The organism is Kitasatospora sp. NPDC053308 (assembly GCF_055585785.1).
Map to the genome: position 1 here is coordinate 29,348 of NZ_JBVJJY010000005.1, position 16,315 is coordinate 45,662.

General features: G+C 70.7%; 14 protein-coding genes and 1 pseudogene. 9 read left to right on the forward strand and 6 right to left on the reverse strand.

Annotated features, from left to right (window positions below; translation table 11 throughout):
- Window positions 1-48 precede the first annotated feature (48 nt).
- The 5 genes and pseudogenes from ACZ6Y7_RS13510 to ACZ6Y7_RS13530 form a co-directional block, all read left to right on the forward strand.
- Window positions 49-1,320, forward strand: coding sequence for a M16 family metallopeptidase (locus tag ACZ6Y7_RS13510; RefSeq protein WP_465758063.1), 1,272 nt, complete (start codon window positions 49-51; stop codon window positions 1,318-1,320).
- Complete coding sequence (locus ACZ6Y7_RS13515; protein ID WP_465758064.1) at window positions 1,317-2,651, forward strand: M16 family metallopeptidase; 1,335 nt, start codon at window positions 1,317-1,319, stop codon at window positions 2,649-2,651. Before ACZ6Y7_RS13510 ends, ACZ6Y7_RS13515 begins: the two co-directional genes overlap by 4 nt.
- Window positions 2,652-2,951: 300 nt before the next feature.
- Window positions 2,952-3,149, forward strand: a complete 198-nt coding sequence (locus ACZ6Y7_RS13520) for an LxmA leader domain family RiPP (RefSeq protein WP_465758065.1) — start codon at window positions 2,952-2,954, stop codon at window positions 3,147-3,149.
- Between the two features lie 86 nt (window positions 3,150-3,235).
- Window positions 3,236-5,068, forward strand: coding sequence for an ABC transporter ATP-binding protein (locus ACZ6Y7_RS13525; RefSeq protein ID WP_465758066.1), 1,833 nt, complete (start codon window positions 3,236-3,238; stop codon window positions 5,066-5,068).
- 114 nt (window positions 5,069-5,182) lie between these two features.
- Window positions 5,183-5,338: pseudogene (locus tag ACZ6Y7_RS13530) on the forward strand (DUF255 domain-containing protein); the annotation flags it as partial.
- Between the two features lie 174 nt (window positions 5,339-5,512).
- Here ACZ6Y7_RS13530 and ACZ6Y7_RS13535 read toward each other — a convergent pair.
- Genes ACZ6Y7_RS13535 through ACZ6Y7_RS13550 form a run of 4 tightly spaced genes read right to left on the reverse strand, consistent with a single transcriptional unit; the run spans window position 5,513 to window position 9,453 of the window.
- Entirely contained in the window at window positions 5,513-6,922 is a 1,410-nt protein-coding gene (locus ACZ6Y7_RS13535) for a cytochrome P450 (RefSeq protein ID WP_465758067.1), read from the reverse strand.
- Window positions 6,919-8,082 (reverse strand): oxygenase MpaB family protein, encoded by a 1,164-nt coding sequence (locus ACZ6Y7_RS13540; protein ID WP_465758068.1) that lies wholly within the window; start codon window positions 8,080-8,082, stop codon window positions 6,919-6,921. The genes ACZ6Y7_RS13535 and ACZ6Y7_RS13540 overlap by 4 nt, the downstream gene beginning before the upstream one ends.
- A 44-nt stretch (window positions 8,083-8,126) precedes the next feature.
- Window positions 8,127-9,179 (reverse strand): polyprenyl synthetase family protein, encoded by a 1,053-nt coding sequence (locus tag ACZ6Y7_RS13545; RefSeq protein WP_465758069.1) that lies wholly within the window; start codon window positions 9,177-9,179, stop codon window positions 8,127-8,129.
- Window positions 9,172-9,453, reverse strand: a complete 282-nt coding sequence (locus ACZ6Y7_RS13550) for a polyprenyl synthetase (protein WP_465758070.1) — start codon at window positions 9,451-9,453, stop codon at window positions 9,172-9,174. Before ACZ6Y7_RS13550 ends, ACZ6Y7_RS13545 begins: the two co-directional genes overlap by 8 nt.
- Before the next feature lie 583 nt (window positions 9,454-10,036).
- Here ACZ6Y7_RS13550 and ACZ6Y7_RS13555 point away from each other — a divergent pair.
- The 4 genes from ACZ6Y7_RS13555 to ACZ6Y7_RS13570 all read left to right on the forward strand — a co-directional run bounded on the left by ACZ6Y7_RS13555 (window position 10,037) and on the right by ACZ6Y7_RS13570 (window position 14,583).
- On the forward strand, window positions 10,037-11,050 hold the full coding sequence (locus ACZ6Y7_RS13555; protein WP_465758071.1) for a polyprenyl synthetase family protein: 1,014 nt from the start codon (window positions 10,037-10,039) through the stop codon (window positions 11,048-11,050).
- 261 nt (window positions 11,051-11,311) lie between these two features.
- Window positions 11,312-12,394 (forward strand): polyprenyl synthetase family protein, encoded by a 1,083-nt coding sequence (locus ACZ6Y7_RS13560; protein WP_465758072.1) that lies wholly within the window; start codon window positions 11,312-11,314, stop codon window positions 12,392-12,394.
- A gap of 40 nt (window positions 12,395-12,434) precedes the next feature.
- The gene (locus tag ACZ6Y7_RS13565) at window positions 12,435-13,652 is read left to right on the forward strand and encodes a terpene synthase family protein (RefSeq protein ID WP_465758073.1); all 1,218 of its coding nucleotides are present in this window, start codon (window positions 12,435-12,437) and stop codon (window positions 13,650-13,652) included.
- 403 nt (window positions 13,653-14,055) lie between these two features.
- Window positions 14,056-14,583, forward strand: a complete 528-nt coding sequence (locus tag ACZ6Y7_RS13570) for a tetratricopeptide repeat protein (RefSeq protein ID WP_465758074.1) — start codon at window positions 14,056-14,058, stop codon at window positions 14,581-14,583.
- Between the two features lie 117 nt (window positions 14,584-14,700).
- Here ACZ6Y7_RS13570 and ACZ6Y7_RS13575 read toward each other — a convergent pair whose 3' ends face one another.
- Both ACZ6Y7_RS13575 and ACZ6Y7_RS13580 read right to left on the reverse strand, forming a co-directional pair.
- Window positions 14,701-15,522, reverse strand: coding sequence for an ABC transporter permease (locus ACZ6Y7_RS13575; protein ID WP_465758075.1), 822 nt, complete (start codon window positions 15,520-15,522; stop codon window positions 14,701-14,703).
- On the reverse strand, window positions 15,519-16,130 hold the full coding sequence (locus ACZ6Y7_RS13580; RefSeq protein WP_465758076.1) for an ABC transporter ATP-binding protein: 612 nt from the start codon (window positions 16,128-16,130) through the stop codon (window positions 15,519-15,521). Before ACZ6Y7_RS13580 ends, ACZ6Y7_RS13575 begins: the two co-directional genes overlap by 4 nt.
- Window positions 16,131-16,315 lie beyond the last annotated feature (185 nt).

Below are 16,315 nucleotides of genomic sequence, written 5' to 3' on the forward strand. Positions count from 1 at the left end.
ACGCCTCCCCCCCCGGAGCACGGAGAACACCGAGGAGAGAACCCGACCATGCGGCGGATCACGCTGGACAACGGCCTGCGGGTGGTGCTCGACGCCCGGGCCACCGCCCCCGTCGTCGGTGTCGCCGTGCATTACGGGGTCGGATTCCGCAGCGAGGCGGTCGGGCGCAGCGGATTCGCCCACCTCTTCGAGCACCTGATGTTCCAGGGCAGTGCCCATGTCGCGGCGGGCGAGCACTTCTCGCACGTCCAGGGGTCCGGCGGGGCGGCCGGCGGGTCGACGCACCAGGACTACACCGACTTCTACGAGATCGCCCCGGCCGCGGCCCTCGAACGGCTGCTGTACCTCGAGGCGGACCGGATGGCCGGGCTGCGCCTGACCCAGCACGCCCTGGACACCCAGCGCCGGGTGGTCGCCGAGGAGATCCTCGCGAACGTCTCCCACCGCCCCTACGGCGGGTTCCCCTGGACCCTCCTCCCCGGAGTGCTCTACTCCTCCTACGCCAACGGCCACAACGGCTACGGCGACTCGCACGACCTCGAGCGGGCGACGCTCCAGGACTGCGCCGCCTTCCACCGGGACCACTACGCGCCGGGCAACGCCGTGCTGACCGTCTCCGGCGGCTTCGACGACACGCTGGCGGAGGGCCTCGTCGAGCGGTACTTCGGAGGGATCCCGGCCCGCGCCGCGGCACCCGTCGCCGACCTCGCCGAACCGCTGCCGCAGGCCGTGCTCCGCGGGACGTGCGAGGACGCCACCGCGCCGCTCCCCGCGCTCGCGCTCGGCCACCGCATGCCCGACCCGGTCACCGAACTGCCCTCGTACGTCGCGCACATGGTCCTCTCGACGCTCCTGACGGGCACCGACCGCTCCCCGCTGTCCCGACGGCTCGTGCAGCAGACCCGGCTCGCCACCGCCGTGCGCTCCGGCTGCGGCTTCTTCGGCCCGCTGCAGGCCCGCGACCCGGACACCTTCCAGTTCGTGATCACCCACCTCCCGGAGTCCGCCGTCGACGACGTGCTCCAGGAGACCGACGGGGTGCTGCGCGACATCGCCGAGCGGGGCGCCGGGCCGGCCGAGCCGGCCCGCTCGCTGGCCAGGCTGCAGGCCTCGACGGCCCGAGGCTACGACAGCCTGCTGACCCGGACCCGGCACGTCGGCGCGTTCGAGCTCCTCCACGGCCGGGCGGGCCTGGTCGACGACCTGCCCGCGGTCATCGCGGGGGTGGACGCCGAAGCCGTGTCCGCGGCCGCGGCCGCCCTGCTCGCGCACCCCCGTGCGGTCCTGCGGCTGCGCACCCGTCAGGAGGCCCTGGTATGAACCCCGTCACCGCCACCGCTCACGGCCCCGCCGCCGCGGCCCTCCCCGCGCTCGCGAACGGGATCCCGCCGCTCGGGCCGCGGACGCCGTTCCCGCTCCCGCCGCACCTGGACGACCGGCTGCCCAACGGCCTGCGGGTCGTCGCCGTGCACTCCGCCACGACGCACCTGGCGGAGGTGCGGCTGCTGCTCCCACTGCCCGCGCACAGCACCGACGCGGCCACGGCCGCCGTGCTCGCGGCCCTGATCACGGTCCGTACCGCCGTCCGGTCGGCCACCGAGATCGAGGAGGCGCTAGCCGACGACGGCTCCGTCCTCGCCGCGGCCCGGGCGGGGAACCACCTCCTGGTCAGCGCCTCCCTGCCGGCCGCCCGCCTGCGCGCGGTGCTCGACCTGCTCGCCGAGTTCCTCGGGCAGCCGCACCACACGGCCGAGGCCTGTACGGCCGTCGCGCACCGGCTGGCCGAACGGGCGGGCCGGGTGCGCGCCGTGCCCGTCGACGCGGAGCTGCGCACGCACTGCTTCCCCGGCTCCCCGCACGCCCCGCAGCCCTCTCCCGGGGAGCTGGCCGCCGTCACGGCGGACCGGGTCGCGGAGCTCCACGCGGCCACGGCCCGCCCGTCCGGCTCCGTCCTGGTGGTCGTCGGGCCCGTCGAGCCGTCCCGGGCACTCGCGGAGAGCGCCGCGGCCCTGGGCTGCTGGCGGGACGGCGGTCCGGCCCCGGAGCAGCGCCCCCCGGTCTGGTCGGGGCGGGGCGTCCGGGTCGTCGCACGGCCGGACGCGGTGCAGGCCCAAATCGCGCTGGCCGCTCCCGCGCTTCTCCGGACGGACCCCGGATTCGCCGCCCTGAGCATCACGAACTGCCTCTTCGGCGGATACTTCTCCGCGCGTCTGATGCGGCGATTGCGCGAGGAGGCCGGACTCGTCTACCAGGTGGAGTCAACCATCGACGAAATTTTGTCGAACCCGGCCGTCCTGATCACCTGCGCGACGGCTCCGGAGAATGCCGAGAAGACCCTCGCCGAGCTGCGCGACCAAATCGGGGAACTCCACCGGAAACCGCCGACCGGGCAGGAGGTCGCGGCGGCCCGCGACTACATGACCGGGGTCACCTACATCGGCCAGACCTCGCAAGCGGGCCTCGCGTCCACCCTGGCCGGGGTGCTCGCCAGCGGGCTGGAACCGGACTGGCTGCGTGAATTCCCGGAACGGCTCGGCGAAGTGACCCCAGCTCAGGTGCGTGACACCGTCGAGCGCCACTACGCCGTCGACGCGTTCTCCGGGGTCGTCCTGACCGCACCGGGCGCGGGGGCCCGTCCGGCGGGGCCCTAGGGGCCGTCCTGCGGCAAAATGCCGTCCGCCGGTCGGTCCGCCGATCCGCGAAAACCGATGACGCCACTTTTCCCGGGTGGCATCATCGGTTTTTCCGTGTTCCCCCGCGCCCATTGTCGGACGTCCTCCGGGAGTGCGGCTCCCAAGCATCGGCGGCGCCAGGGTGAGCCAGTAAAGAATATTCCCCCCGTGTCGCTCCAGTTGGGGCCGCGGCTCCCGCCAACAAACGGGGTGGTCCTTCGGCGGTGCGGCGTGAGAGAAATTCCTCAGCCGATTTTGGCTTTCCATCACGGAGGAATCATGAACACCACCGACCAGCTCATCGCCGGCTACACCGCCTACACCGACTCGGCCGAGATCGCCGCCGACGCCTCCGCCGAGGCTCCCGCGATCACTCCGACCACCACGATCACCATCGTCTCGGTCGAGAGCGCCGTCTTCTCCATCGGTGCCGGGGCCAGCTTCAGCGCCGGCTTCACCATCTCCAGCGGCTGCTGATCCCCTCCCGGCCGCGGCCCTGAGCGTCAGCGCCAGGGCCCGGCCGGGGCTCGACCCCCTCTCGGACTCCTTGGAAGGGATATGCCATGCGGATCAGCCCCACCTCCGCGAGCGGTCCGCAGCGTCCGAACATCCTCGGCGCCCTGCTGCGGGACAAGCTCGCCCCGATCCTCTTCGCCCTCCTGCTGAGCCTGGCCGCGGCGGCGTCCACCCTGGCGATCCCGCTGCTGGTCCGCGACCTGATCGAGGCCCTGTCGACGCACGGGAGCATGTGGGACATCCTGCTGTGGATGGTGCCGCTGGCACTCAGCGGTGCGCTGGCCTCTGCCCTCTCCGGTTACCTGCTGGCGCGCGCCGGTGAGCAGTTCATCCTCCAGCTGCGGGCCCGGGTGATGGAGCACACCCTCCGGATGCCCCTCCAGGTGGTCCGCGCGGCCGGCGCGGGCAACCTCGTCGCCCGCATCACCTCCGACGCGATGCTGCTGCGATCCGTCGTGGACGCGGGCGCCGTGCAGATCCCGGTGGCCGTCCTCACCGGGCTCGCGACCATCGTGCTGATGGCCGTCATCGACTGGATGCTCGTCCTGATCACCTTCACCGCCTTCGCGCTGGCGGGCTGTGCCATCTGGTACGTCCTGCGCCGGGTGCGCAAGGGGTACGAGGCCATCCAGGTCGCCACCGGCGGTCTCGCCCAGCGGTTCACCACCGCGCTCACCTCGCTGCTGACGGTCAAGGCGTACCGGGCCGAGCGGCGCACCGCGGAGTCGCTGACGGCGGACGCGTCCGAGATCACCAAGACGATGCTGCACGCCTCCCGGCTGCAGTCGGTGGTCCTCCCCATCATGTCGCTGGGTCAGGAGGTCGCGCTGGCCAGCATCGTGATCGTGGGCAGCGCCCGGATCGCCGACGGCGCCATCGCCCTGCCGGACTTCGTCGCCTTCCTGCTCTACCTGCTCCAGCTGGTCAGCCCGCTGACCGTGATGGTGATGGGCTTCGGCAAGCTCCAGACCGGGCTGGCCGCCAAGGGCCGCTTCGAGGAGCTGCTGGCCGTCCCCGTCGAGCCGACCGGGGCGCCCGGCCACGACCCGGCCGCCGCCGGGACCGCCGTCACCGCCTATCCCGCCGTCACCGAGTCGCAGGACGCCGTCCGGTTCGACCGGGTCTCCTTCGCCTACGACGGCGTGCCGGTCCTGAAGGACGTGAGCTTCCGCGCCCCCCGGCACGGTCTGACCGCCATCGTGGGCCACTCCGGGGCCGGCAAGTCCACGGTGCTGGGGCTCATCGAGGGCTTCATGGGGAGCACCGGCGGCACGCTGAGCGTGCTGGGCCGGGACATCTCCCAGTGGCCCCTTCCGCTGCTGCGCGACCGCCTCGGTTACGTCGACCAGGCGTTCACCCTGCTGGAGGGGACGATCCGGGAGAACCTCCTGCTGGGTATCGAGATCGACGACGACCAGAGCACCGTCGGCAACGACAAGTGGCTGATGGACGCCCTCGAGTCGGTGGGCCTCGCCGAGACCGTGCGCGCCCTGCCCGACGGCCTGGACACCGTCCTCGGCCGCGACACCGACCTGTCCGGCGGCCAGCGCCAGCGCATCGCCCTCGCCCGGGCACTGCTCAGCCCGGCCGACATCATCCTGCTGGACGAGCCGACCTCCCAGCTGGACGCCCTGAACGAACTGCGGCTGCGGGACGTCATCGACACCCTCGCCCGCGACCGGGCGGTCCTGGTGGTGGCGCACCGGATGTCGACGGTGATGCACGCCGACCACGTGGTGGTCCTGAAGGAGGGCACCGTGGCCGCGACCGGCACGCACGCCGACCTCATCAGGACCGACGACCACTACCGGGACCTGGTGGAGAGCCAGCAGTGGGCGGCGCTCGAGGAGTCCGAGGAACCCGCCCCGCTCCCGGCCTGACCCCGGCCCCGCCGGACGGACCCCCACCGACGAACCCCCGCCGCAGGCCCCCCGCCCACGGCGGGGGTTCCGGCGTTCCCGCCCCCGGCCCGCGGATCGTGCGACGATGCCGTCATGAACCGGTTGGCTGGTGTGACCTCGCCCTATCTGCTGCAGCACGCTGACAATCCAGTCGACTGGTGGGAGTGGTCCCCCGAGGCGTTCGATGAGGCCCGGCGGCGCGGGGTGCCGGTGCTGCTGAGCGTGGGCTACGCGGCGTGCCACTGGTGCTAGATGCCCGCGTCGAGGAAGCTAGAAGTTACTTCCCTGAAATTCTGCGCCTGCGTAAGCGGCGGCCCGGAACGCGGGTGACGGTCGCACGTGGGGACCGTCGGGCTCCTTCGTGCTTTGGTTGGCCAGCTCGGTGCAGCGCCCCTCAGATCCCTTGAAATGATCACGTGCGAACTATCTGGCTAATCTGTTCCGCCTGTATGCGGCTGCTTGGATCGGCTGTGCGGGGCGTAGGAAGAGGGCTGCGTGCGGGGCCACTTCGGTAGGGGTCGTTTCCAGCCGGTAGTGCTGGACGAGGGTGGCGAGGATCAGGGTGGCTTCGACCTGGGCGAAGTGGAATCCCAGGCAGCCGCGGGGGCCGCTGCCGAAGGGGAACCAGGCGCGGGCGGGAACGGGGTGCGGGGTGTCGGCGTCCCAGCGTTGGGGGCGGAAGGCGCCGGGGTCGGGGAACCAGCGCGGGTCGCGGTGGGTGACCCACTGGCTGCACCACACGACGGTCCCAGCCGCGACGGGGCTGCCGGCGAGCATTGCCCCTTCCTGAGCGGCGGCGGCGCTGAGCCACACCGGCGGGTACAGGCGTAGGGCCTCTTTGACGATCTGGCGGGTCCAGACGAGCCGGTCGTAGTCCTCGATGGCGGGTGGGCGGCCGTTCAGGACGTGGTCGAGTTCGGCTTCCAGGCGGGCGCGGGCCGCGGGTGCGTGGGTCAGGAGGTGGAAGGTCCAGGTGAGGGCGGTGGAGGTGGTTTCGTGGCCGGCGGCCCACAGGCCCACCGCCTCGTCGCGGATCTCGTTTGCGGGCAGGGGGTGGCCGTGTTCGTCGCGGGCCGCCAGCAGCCGTCCGAGGAGGTCGTCGCGGGTCTGGGCGTCTGGGTCCTGTCGGCGTTCTCGGATCAGCCGGTTCATCTCGGTGTCGACGGTCTTCACGGCGGCGAGCAGGCGTCTACGGCGGGGTGTGTGCACCCAGCCGGGCAGGAAGAGGCTGGTGCTGCGCAGCTCATGTCCGACGGTGGTCACGGCTGTGTCTACCGCGTCGGCGAGGGCGTGGGCCTGGTCGCCGACGTCGTTGCCGAAGAGGGTGCGTACGACGATGCGCTGGGTGATGCCGGCCATTTCGGCGGCCAGGTCGAGGTGCTGTCCGTCGTGCCAGCTGTCGGCCGCCGAGCGGGCGCAGTCCACCATGGTCTCCGCCTGTGCGCGTACCTGCCGGGGGCGGACGGCGGGTTGCAGGAGGGCGCGCTTGCGCCGCCACTGGGCGCCGGTGCTGCGGACCAGGCTCTGGCCGGTGATCTGGCGGAACGCCCAGCCGAGGTCGGCGAGGTCGAAGGTGGTGGTGCGCTTCGCGAAGAGTTCGGCGATGTGTTCGGGGTGGGAGAGGAAGAGGTTGCGGACGGGGCCGAGCGTCCAGGTGACGGAGTCCCCGTAGTCCTCGCGCAACCGGGTCAGAAAGCGGAGCGGGTCCTTTCCGAACGCCACCAGATTTCCCAGGCCCGGCAGTCCTCGGGGCCCGGGGGCAGGGTTCAGTGGGGGTGGAGCTGCGGGGTCTGCTTTTGCGGTGTCGCCGGAAGGCGGGGGAGGCGCGGTCATCGCGCGACGGTAGGTGCGGGCGGGGTCCAGCGGCTGGTGGGCGGCACGGTGTTGCCGAGTCCGTAGTCCTTCTTGAGGTGTTCGGGGATGGCGTAGTGCATGACGCGGCCGCGGGTGAGGGAGGAGAGCTCGAAGATGGTGGTGAGGTGGCCGAGGTGGTCCAGGGCCCAGGCGCCGAGCGGTGAGTGGTCCTCGATGGTCTCCAGGACCCCCAGAAGACTGGGAACGGCTTTGACGAGGGTGTCCCAGGTGGTGCGGGGCACGCGCAGCCAGTCGGCGCAGGTGTCGCCGACGAGGTAGCGGATGAGGGCGGAGACGATGGGGTCGAAGAAGGTGCCGGGGACGACTTCTTCGTAGAGGTCGATCAGCTGGCGGGTCAGGTGGGTGCCCTCGTCGGAGGGTCCCATGTGGCGCAGCATGTACAGGTCGAGGAACTGCCGGGCCTCATCGAGAGTGGTCGGCACGGCGGCTTGGTCGACGCCGAGCATGGCGCCCACCACACGCCAGGCGTAGTAGTAGGACTCCGCGCCTTCGGTGGACATGTGGATGCCGAGCCGGTGGAGGCTGTCCAGGACGAGCAGGGAGAAGAACATCTGCCCGCCGATCATGTCCTCCTGGCAGATCGGCGTGCCCAGAGCCCGGCTGTCCCAGCGGTCCTCGCGCGTGAGGTGGTGGCGGATGGAGGCGTGCAGGAGGCGGACCTTCTGGGCTGCGGGGATGAAGCGGCTGCCGGCCTCGAAGGCGTCGGGCTGCATCAGGTAGGTGGTGAACTGGCCGGTCTCCGCCATCCGCTTGGAGGGGTAGTTCAGCCCGTGGGTGGCGGACAGCAGCCGGGCCACGTGCGGGACCAGGTAGCAGGCGGGCATGGAGGCGAAGGACAGTGCGGTGTTGATGTGGACGTTGTTGTCGATGAAGAACAGCCGCGCCTTCTCCATCTCGTTCCAGTCGATCCAGGCCGGGGGCGCGCTGGTGGTGTGAAGGTATTCGCGGGCGACGTCGGGCAGTCCGTCGGGCAGTGGAGAGCCGGCGGTGGAGACGTGGCGCATCAGGGTGTTGAACGCGCCGACCTCCCCCCGCTCGAACAGGGTCGCCACCACCGCGTCGGCGATCTCGTCCCCCGCTTCGCGCAGGGAGTTCATCGAGGTTTCGGTATAGGGCATGTCGTTCCTTCTCCGAAGGCTTCGCGGGCGTGGCGTGGGGCTGATCATGTGCGGCGGTCGGCGGCGCGTTGGGCGAGGTCGGTCAGCACCCGGCGCGCCTGCGCGGGGACACAGGCCCCGCCCAGGTGGCGTACCGCCTCCCGTGTCCGTGCCGCGATCAGGTCCTCGATGCGCTGGGGGGCTTTCAACTCCGTCATCAGTTCGCGGACCTGGCGCAGGTGGCTCTCGTCCAGGTCGCGGCGGCCCAGGACGGCGGTCAGGTACTCACGCCGGTCGGGCGGCGCGGCCTGCCAGGTCAGGGCCAGTAGCGCGGTCGGGCGCCGGCCGCGCAGGTCGTCCAGGTTCGCCTTGCCCGTGCGCTCCGGCTCTCCGAACAGACCCAGCAGGTCGTCACGCAGCTGGAATGCCTCACCCAGTGCGAGCCCGTACCCGGACAGGGCCTGTCGCAGCTGCGGCGAGGCGCCGGCGAGAAGGGCACCGATGAGCAGGGGCTGCTCGACGGTGTACTTGGCCGTCTTGTACCGGACGACCTTGAGGGATACTTCGGGGTCCGGGTCGGCGCCCGTGGCAAGGATCTCCAGGCACTCACCCGCGATCAGCTCGCGCGCCAGATCCGCCCACAGCGGGCGGGCCCGGGCCAGGTAGGCGGCGGGCAGCCCGCAGCCGGTGAAGAGCTGGCCGGCCAGCGCCATGAGGTGGTCACCGACCATCATGGCGAGCGAGCGAGCGGCGCCGTGGGCCTGCGGCCGTCCGGCGAGCGCGGCCCGCAGGGCGACGTGGGCGGTGGGCAGACCGTGGCGCAGGGGGCTGTCGTCGATGATGTCGTCGTGGACGGTCGCCGCGGCGTGGACCAGCTCCATGGAGGCGGCCGCACGCAGCAGATCGTCACTCTCGGGCTGGCCGCCCGCCCGCCACCCCCAGTAGCAGAAGGCGGCTCGCATGCGCTTACCGTGCCGTGCCGCCGCCCGCAGCTGCCCGGCGACCGGCCGCAGCGCCTCGTCGATCATGAGAAGCCGTTCGGCCTCGCCCGCCAGAAAGCCGTCCAGGGCCGTGTCGACGCGGTCCTTGAAGCCGGCCGCATCCCAGGACTCAGGCATCGCCGCAGGAGGCGGCCTGCCGGGCCACGACGCGCCGGGCGAGGATCTCCAGGTGGGCAGGGGCAGTCGGTGTGACGCGCCCCAGAGCCACGCGGCCACGGGCCATCAGGTCGTGCTGCGCGTCCCGGACGAGTTCGGGACCGTCCGACCGCCGCAGCAGCTTGCGCACTCCCCCCAGAGCCGATCCGGCGGTGCTCACCGCCAGGTCCGCCAGACCGACGGCGAGCAGCAGCGCCCGCCGTTCCAGCCCGGCATCTTCTGGTGCCGACGTCATACCGGTCCTCCCGCACGATCGGGCACACGCCACCTGCGGCATTGCCGAACTCACATTAACGTCAGGAAATGACGGGATTTCGTGGCATTGCCCATTCGAGTGAATAAAAGAATGATTCTACGATCCAACTGTCGGGCTCCCGGGTGTGGCGGTCGAGGTCGCGATGCGTTCATGTGACTGAAGTGATTTGGCTGACTGTCTTTGACCCTGTTGCCTGCGTGACCACGCAGGTCGACCATCGGTTCACCCCTACGTGCGTTCGCGAGGGGCTGTGCGCCGGGCGTACGCCGCCCACCCGCGCGTGCGCCGAGCGCCTTTGACAATTCCCTCAGTCCGCAGAGACAATTTCGGGGCCCGGTCTGCCCCGATGAATCGAATTCTCCGCGCATTGACCGGAAGTTCCTGATGTTCACCGCCGATCTCCGCGGCTGCGTCGCACCGCTACGCCGGCACATTCTCCGAGTTCGGCACCCTCCGGTGAGCATGTTCTCTTTCCTGTCGCGTTCGCCAGGCCGGGAGGACGATGCCGCTCGCCGCGCATCGACAGGAGCAGGGCGTGTTTCACCCTTCAAGCCCCCACGGGGTGCCAGGCGGACCGGACTGGCTGCGCGATGCCCACAGCAGCGTCGAAGCGGGGCTGCGGGACGCCGTCGCAGGCTTGGACCTGGCGACCTTCCAGACGGTGGCCCACGGTTTCGGCTGGCCGGAGGAGCCTGGCCACGACGCGGCGGGCGGGCGCCGTCAGCTCGGCACCCTGGCGCTGCTGGCCTCCACCGTCAACGGAGGTGACTGGCGTCGGGGCCTGCCCGCCGCGCTGGCCTGCGAGCTGGCCTTCAGTTCGGCGCTCATCCACGACGACGTCCTCGACCGTGACCCCACCCGCGGCGGCAGGCCGAGCGTCTGGTCCCTGTTCGGGCAGACGGCCGCGGTCCAAGCCGCCACCACACTGACCGCACTCGCCTTCCAGTCCCTGGCCACCGCCCGGCCCGAGCTGGCCAGCACGACCACGAGCCGACTGGCCCGCACCGTCGCCAACCTCAACGCCGGCCAGTTCCTTGAGCTCCAACTCCAGGCGCGCACCGACCTCACCGTGCCCGAATACCTGGCCATGGCGGGCGCCAAGGCCAGCTCCCTCGCCGAGTGCGGATGCGCGCTCGGAGCCCTCCTCGCAGGCGCCGACGCGGACACCGCCGACGGCCTGGCCGCCTTCGGTAGTCGCCTGGGCATCATCTGGCAGCTGCGCCAGGACTACCTCGGCATCTGGGGCGAGCCCGGCCCGACGGGCGGCCAGGCCCACGAGGATCTGGCGCGCCGCAAGAGGACCTACCCCGCCCTGGCGGTGCTGGCCGCCAGGGGCGAGGAGCGCGAACGCCTCGCCGAGCTCTACCGGGACACCACCCCCGGCCCCCTCACCGAACAGCAGGCCCGACAGGCAGCCGACCTCATCGAACAGTGCGGAGGCCGAGAGCACACCCGTGAGGAAATCCAGCTCCGCCTCGCCGATGCCCTCGAACCCCTGGAACACCTGGTCCGCGACGCCGCCACCCGCCAAGCCCTCACCGCCCTCGCCACCACCATCGCCATCGGCGACAGCTGACCCACGCGCGCACACCGTTCCCATCCGCAGGCGGCCCACCCTCTCGGACAACGCCCCGCCGAAACCCCTTCCGGACAGGCCCGGCGCGCCCGCAGCCACAGCCGGCCGCCCACCCGACCGTCCCCGTACCCGCGCCCACAAGGCCCTGAGCCACCACCCGCTGCACGTCGACCCTGCCGACGCCACCGTGTGGCCGAGCCCAGGCAAGGCCGTGAGGTTCCACGACAGCTACACCGACCGGAGAGCTTCGAGCAGACAATCATGACCATTGCTTCCGCCGCCGCCTCACCGCCCCACGACCTCGCCCAGGCCCTTGGGCGTACCGAGAACGCGCTGACCGAGTTCCTACACGCGAAGGCCGACCAGGCGCGCGCGCAGGACCTTCCCGACGAGGCCGCCCTGATAATGGCCACGTTCCTGGCCGCCGGGGGCAAGAGACTCCGCCCCCTCCTGTGTGTCCTGGGCTGGCAGGCCGGCGGCGGCGACGAACTGCCCCAGTCCGTGGCGCAGGTCGGGGCCTCCATCGAACTGTTCCACGCCTTCTGCCTCATCCACGACGACCTGATGGACGGCTCCGACACCCGCCGCGGACAGCCCACCGTCCACCGCGCACTCGCCACCGCCTACGCCCCTGGCCGCTCACACGGCCTCGCCGAACGGACCGGACAGGCCGCCGCCGTCCTCATCGGCGACCTCGCCCTGTGCTGGGCCGACGAACTACTCCACACCGCCCACCTCACCCCACGCCAGCTCGCACGGGTGCTGCCCATCGTCAGCGCCATGCGCACCGAGGTCATGTACGGCCAGTACCTGGACATCACCGCCACCGGCGTCCCCATGACCGATGTCAACCGCGCCCTTGCGACCATCCGCTACAAAACCGCCAAGTACACCGTCGAACGCCCCCTGCACCTGGGCGCCGCCCTGGCCGAAGGCCCACCCGGTCTCACCGCCGCCCTGAGCGCCTACGCCCTGCCCCTGGGAGAGTCGTTCCAGCTGCGCGACGACCTGCTCGGCGTCTTCGGCGACCCGCACGCCACCGGCAAATCCCGCCTGGACGACCTGCGCGAAGGCAAACCCACCGCCCTGCTCGCCCTCGGCTTCCAGCGTGCCGACGCCGCGCAGGCCCGCACCCTCCAGCAGCACGTGGGCAACCCGCGCCTGGACGAGCAGGGCGCCGAGCGCGTGCGGGAGGTTCTGGAAGCAACCGGTGCCCGCGCCGAGGTCGAAGCGATGGCCCACACGCGCGCCCGGCACGCCGCCCAGGCCCTGGCGCACCTGCCGGCCCGCGTGCGGCAGCCGCTCGCCGACCTGGCCGCTTCCCTGACCGACCGATCCGCGTGACTCCACCCCGCCCAGCCGACTCTTCGAGGATGAGCATCCGATGACCACCGCCCTGCCGCAGCCCGCGAACCCGTTCTTCACCCGTGTCGACGACCACCCGCGCCCCTGCACACCCGCCGACCTCAAGCGTCTGGAAACCCTGCGCGAGCAGTACCGCGAGTACATCACCCGAAACGGGCCCGGACAGCTGTCGATCAACGACCTCCTCAGCCCCGTCGGCGTCGACTTCCAGCAGTACACCGCCCACATCGAGCACCACCCCGCGATGCACTTGGTCTCCGGCCTGGTGGACGCCTGGATGCGCGAGCACCAGATGTGGCTGACCACCACCCCCCACGTCGTCCAGGCTCCGTCCTGGATGTACGCCCACGCCACCGAGAGTGCGCTGGTCCACATCACCAAGCTCACCACTGTGGACTGGTACCTCAACGACACCTTCGGCCGCGACCTGCCCGGCGCGAACCCCCACGGCCGCCTGCACCTGATCGAATCCGCGGCAGCCATGGGCCAGGACCTTGACGCACCGCTCGCGCACCCCAACGTCCAGGCCCAGGCCCTTCAGGGCCTTCTGCAGGAGATCCGCGCCGCCGCCCCCGCCCGCTGGTTCGCGTCCCTCCTGGAGCACTGGACCGACCAGGTCGAACTCACCCACGCCGATCTCGGCATCGCCGCCACCGGCGCCGTGCCCTCGGTCTTCGGCTACCTGCGCCAACGCTGCCGCACCTCCGGCATGCTCTACTGCACGAGCCTGGCCGAGTACGCGGCCGGCGTCTACCTCGACGACCTCTTCCAAGGCCCGCGCGACATCACGACCGCGCTGGAGCGCCTGGTCTTCCTCGCCGCCGCGATCCCCGCTGTCGGCAACGACGTCTACGGATTCGAGAAGGAGATCGTCGACCTCGGCTCCAGCAACAACCTCATCAGCGTCGTCGCCCTCAACCGGCCCGAGACCGGGATGCTGGAAGCGGTGACCGCCGCCGGCCGGATGGTCGCCGACATGCTCCAGGAGTTCATCACCCTGTCCCGGCACATCAGCACCCGCGCCAACGACCTGCCCCACGACCAGCCCTGCTCGCCCACCGCGCTCACGCGCTACCTCACCGCCCTGGACGTCCTGGTCGCCAGCACCTGGACCTACCAGTCCCGCAGCCTGCGCTACCGCTACCCCCACTCCCTGTGGACCGAGTCCGCCACCACCGCCGCCCCCACCACCCGCCACGCCGAAACCGGCCTGCAAACAGCCGCAACCCCGCACTGACCCCCGTATGCGTCGGTATCAGACAAGGAAGCGCCCGCGACATGGACGAAACCCAGATGCCAAACCCACCACCGGCTCGCCGGTGCCGGCGGAAGTCTTCGGGCTGACCGCCCGACTGGGGCCCGCCCACCACACAGGAGGATGGTCGACTTACGCGGTCCACCCTGGACTGCCGCGACTGCGACGGACCAGGACCCGGACGTACCACGCACCTTGGAGTCAACTGCTCGGCGCCCTGGACTACGGCCGGCGCAACAGCCCCACACATACCGGCCCGCCCACCCGTGCGGAGGACGGCGACACCCCATCTGTCCCAAGGCTTAAGGGCTCGCGCGGAATGGTCCGGCTGGTGGGATGAGCGATGCTTGGCCGATCAGAGGGCGGTGTGCCACCGTAGGGCGGCATGAGCAATGATCAGGGGAGGACCGCGGCGCTGAAACAAGCGGTTCAGCTGCGGGAACAGGGTCAGGCTGGGCCAGCCCGAGAACAATTGGTGGCGCTGGCCGAGCGGTATCCCGAGGACGCCGAGATCGCCTACCAGGCTGCCTGGGCACACGATGTTCTCGGCTTGGAGCGCGAGGCCGTGCCGTTCTATGAGCGGGCCCTGACTGGTGTGGGACTGTCTTCGGAGGACCGCCATGGGGCTTTCCTCGGGCTGGGGAGCACTCACCGGGTCCTGGGCTCCTACAAGGCAGCCGTGCAGACCTTGCGGCACGGGCTTGAAGAATTCCCGGACGATGCGGCGCTGTGCGCTTTCCTGGCCATGGCGCTGTACAACGCTGGGGAAGGTCGCGAGGCAGTGAGTCTGTTGCTGAAAACGCTGGCCGCCACCAGCAACGACCCCCGGGTGCGGGACTACCGGCGGGCGATCGAGCACTACGCGGACGATCTGGACGGCGTACAGCAGGCAAACGATGAGCAGCAGAGCTGAGATGCCCGCGACGCCGCGGGCGGCGCTTCCCATGGTGAGTGGCCCAAGCTCGTGGGATCAGGCTGCGCACGGTGATCACGGAACCCGCGGCTGCCGCATCTGCTGCCCGACCCATGCCTACCCGCGTGAGTTCTCAGCCACATGGGGAAGTGCGCTGGCCGCTGTAGCCAGACTCGGGCGCACGGTGCGAGAGGTGCGCGTGCGGCGATGGAAGGCGGACACGGCCACGGCGGCAGCCACGGCCAACCACAGGCCTTGGGCGGCCAGCGCGGGTGCAGCGGAATGGGTCGTGAACGTGGCAGTGACGGCGGCCTGAACGGCGCCCCAGCTGGGCAGGAGAGCGACCATCGGATGGTCGGCGATCGCGCTGGCGACCGGCGTCTGCAGGGAGATGTCGACCAGGCTGATCATGACGATGACGAACATGCCGGTGACCTCACGCCGCAACACGGTTCCCAGCGTTACCCCGAAGGCGCCGTAGGTCATGGTCGCCATGAACAGTGCCGCCGCCACCTCCTGCGGTCGGGGGAGAGGGTGGAACAGGCACAGCACGGCGGTGGCGTAGGTCGCGATCAGGGCGCAAGCCAGTGCGAGCGCCACGAGCTTGCCCAAAACCAGGCGGGGTCGCGAATAGCTGGCCAGTGCCAGACGGTGGTCGAAGGGGTAGCTGGTGAAGGTCGCGGCGAACATCAAGAATCCGATGATGAGGACGACCGCGTTGAGGGCACCGGTCAGCTGCATCAACCGGTTCCCAGCGACATGCACCGTCGTCCCGTCCGAGCGCAGCAGGAAGGGGACGGCGGTGGTGTAGGTGACGGCGTACGTGATAGCGCTCCAGCCGGGAACGAACGCCGCGGCCAGAAGGATCGCGAACCGGTTGCGCACGTACTCGGTCAGGGTGAAGCGGGCTGTCGTGAGGGTCTGCTCCATGCTGCTCACGTCCGGAGAACCGATTCCTCTCGGTGCAGGGCACCGTCGCTCAGACGCCACAGGGCGTCGAGGTGCTGAGTGTCGTGGGCGAGGTGCGTGACGACCAGGACGGAGCGGCCCGCGTCCCTCAGCCTGGACGCCATGACCCAGAACCGCTGATAGGTGTCCCAATCGAAGCCCTGGTACGGCTCATCCAGGAGCAGGACCTGCGGATCATGCATCAGCGCCAGCGTCAGGTTCAGCTTCTGCCGGGTTCCCCCGCTCAGCCGATCCGCTGTGACGTCCGCGTACGAGGTGAGCCCGAGTTCCTCCATCACCTCGTGCGATCGGCGCTCGGTGCTCGGCAACCGGTAGGCCGTGCGGAAGTAGCGCACGTGCTGGGAGACGGTCAGAGACTCATTCAAGACAGCAAGCTGAGGGCAATATCCCAGCTTCCCGCCGATTTCGACTGTCCCCCGGTCGGGCCGCAGATGACCGGCGAGGATCCTCAGAAGCGTGGTCTTGCCCGAACCGTTCTCCCCGACGATCCCCGCCAGCACGCCGGGCTCCAACTGAAGACTGACCCCCGACAGCACCTGTCGATGCCCATAGGCGTGCTTCACGCCCCGCACCCGCACAGCTGATCCCTTCCGCGGGAAGCCAGTTCCTAGGGACCTGCTTCCGGCCTGGCCATCACGCAGCTCCGGGCCGCGCGGCAATGTGCTCCGGTGGCTTAACGGTCTAGGGACCGGCAGGTGACGCTCCGGCAGCTCATGGACGCACCGGCGGCAGGGCCCCGGGTTGCTGATGTCGTAGGCCGAAC

Coding starts and splice junctions, on each gene's coding strand:
- ACZ6Y7_RS13510 (WP_465758063.1), top strand. CDS start 49: ATGCGGCGGATCACGCTGGACAACGGCCTGCGGGTGGTGCTCGACGCC.
- ACZ6Y7_RS13515 (WP_465758064.1), top strand. CDS start 1,317: ATGAACCCCGTCACCGCCACCGCTCACGGCCCCGCCGCCGCGGCCCTC.
- ACZ6Y7_RS13520 (WP_465758065.1), top strand. CDS start 2,952: ATGAACACCACCGACCAGCTCATCGCCGGCTACACCGCCTACACCGAC.
- ACZ6Y7_RS13525 (WP_465758066.1), top strand. CDS start 3,236: ATGCGGATCAGCCCCACCTCCGCGAGCGGTCCGCAGCGTCCGAACATC.
- ACZ6Y7_RS13535 (WP_465758067.1), bottom strand. CDS start 6,922: ATGACCGCGCCTCCCCCGCCTTCCGGCGACACCGCAAAAGCAGACCCC.
- ACZ6Y7_RS13540 (WP_465758068.1), bottom strand. CDS start 8,082: ATGCCCTATACCGAAACCTCGATGAACTCCCTGCGCGAAGCGGGGGAC.
- ACZ6Y7_RS13545 (WP_465758069.1), bottom strand. CDS start 9,179: ATGCCTGAGTCCTGGGATGCGGCCGGCTTCAAGGACCGCGTCGACACG.
- ACZ6Y7_RS13550 (WP_465758070.1), bottom strand. CDS start 9,453: ATGACGTCGGCACCAGAAGATGCCGGGCTGGAACGGCGGGCGCTGCTG.
- ACZ6Y7_RS13560 (WP_465758072.1), top strand. CDS start 11,312: ATGACCATTGCTTCCGCCGCCGCCTCACCGCCCCACGACCTCGCCCAG.
- ACZ6Y7_RS13565 (WP_465758073.1), top strand. CDS start 12,435: ATGACCACCGCCCTGCCGCAGCCCGCGAACCCGTTCTTCACCCGTGTC.
- ACZ6Y7_RS13570 (WP_465758074.1), top strand. CDS start 14,056: ATGAGCAATGATCAGGGGAGGACCGCGGCGCTGAAACAAGCGGTTCAG.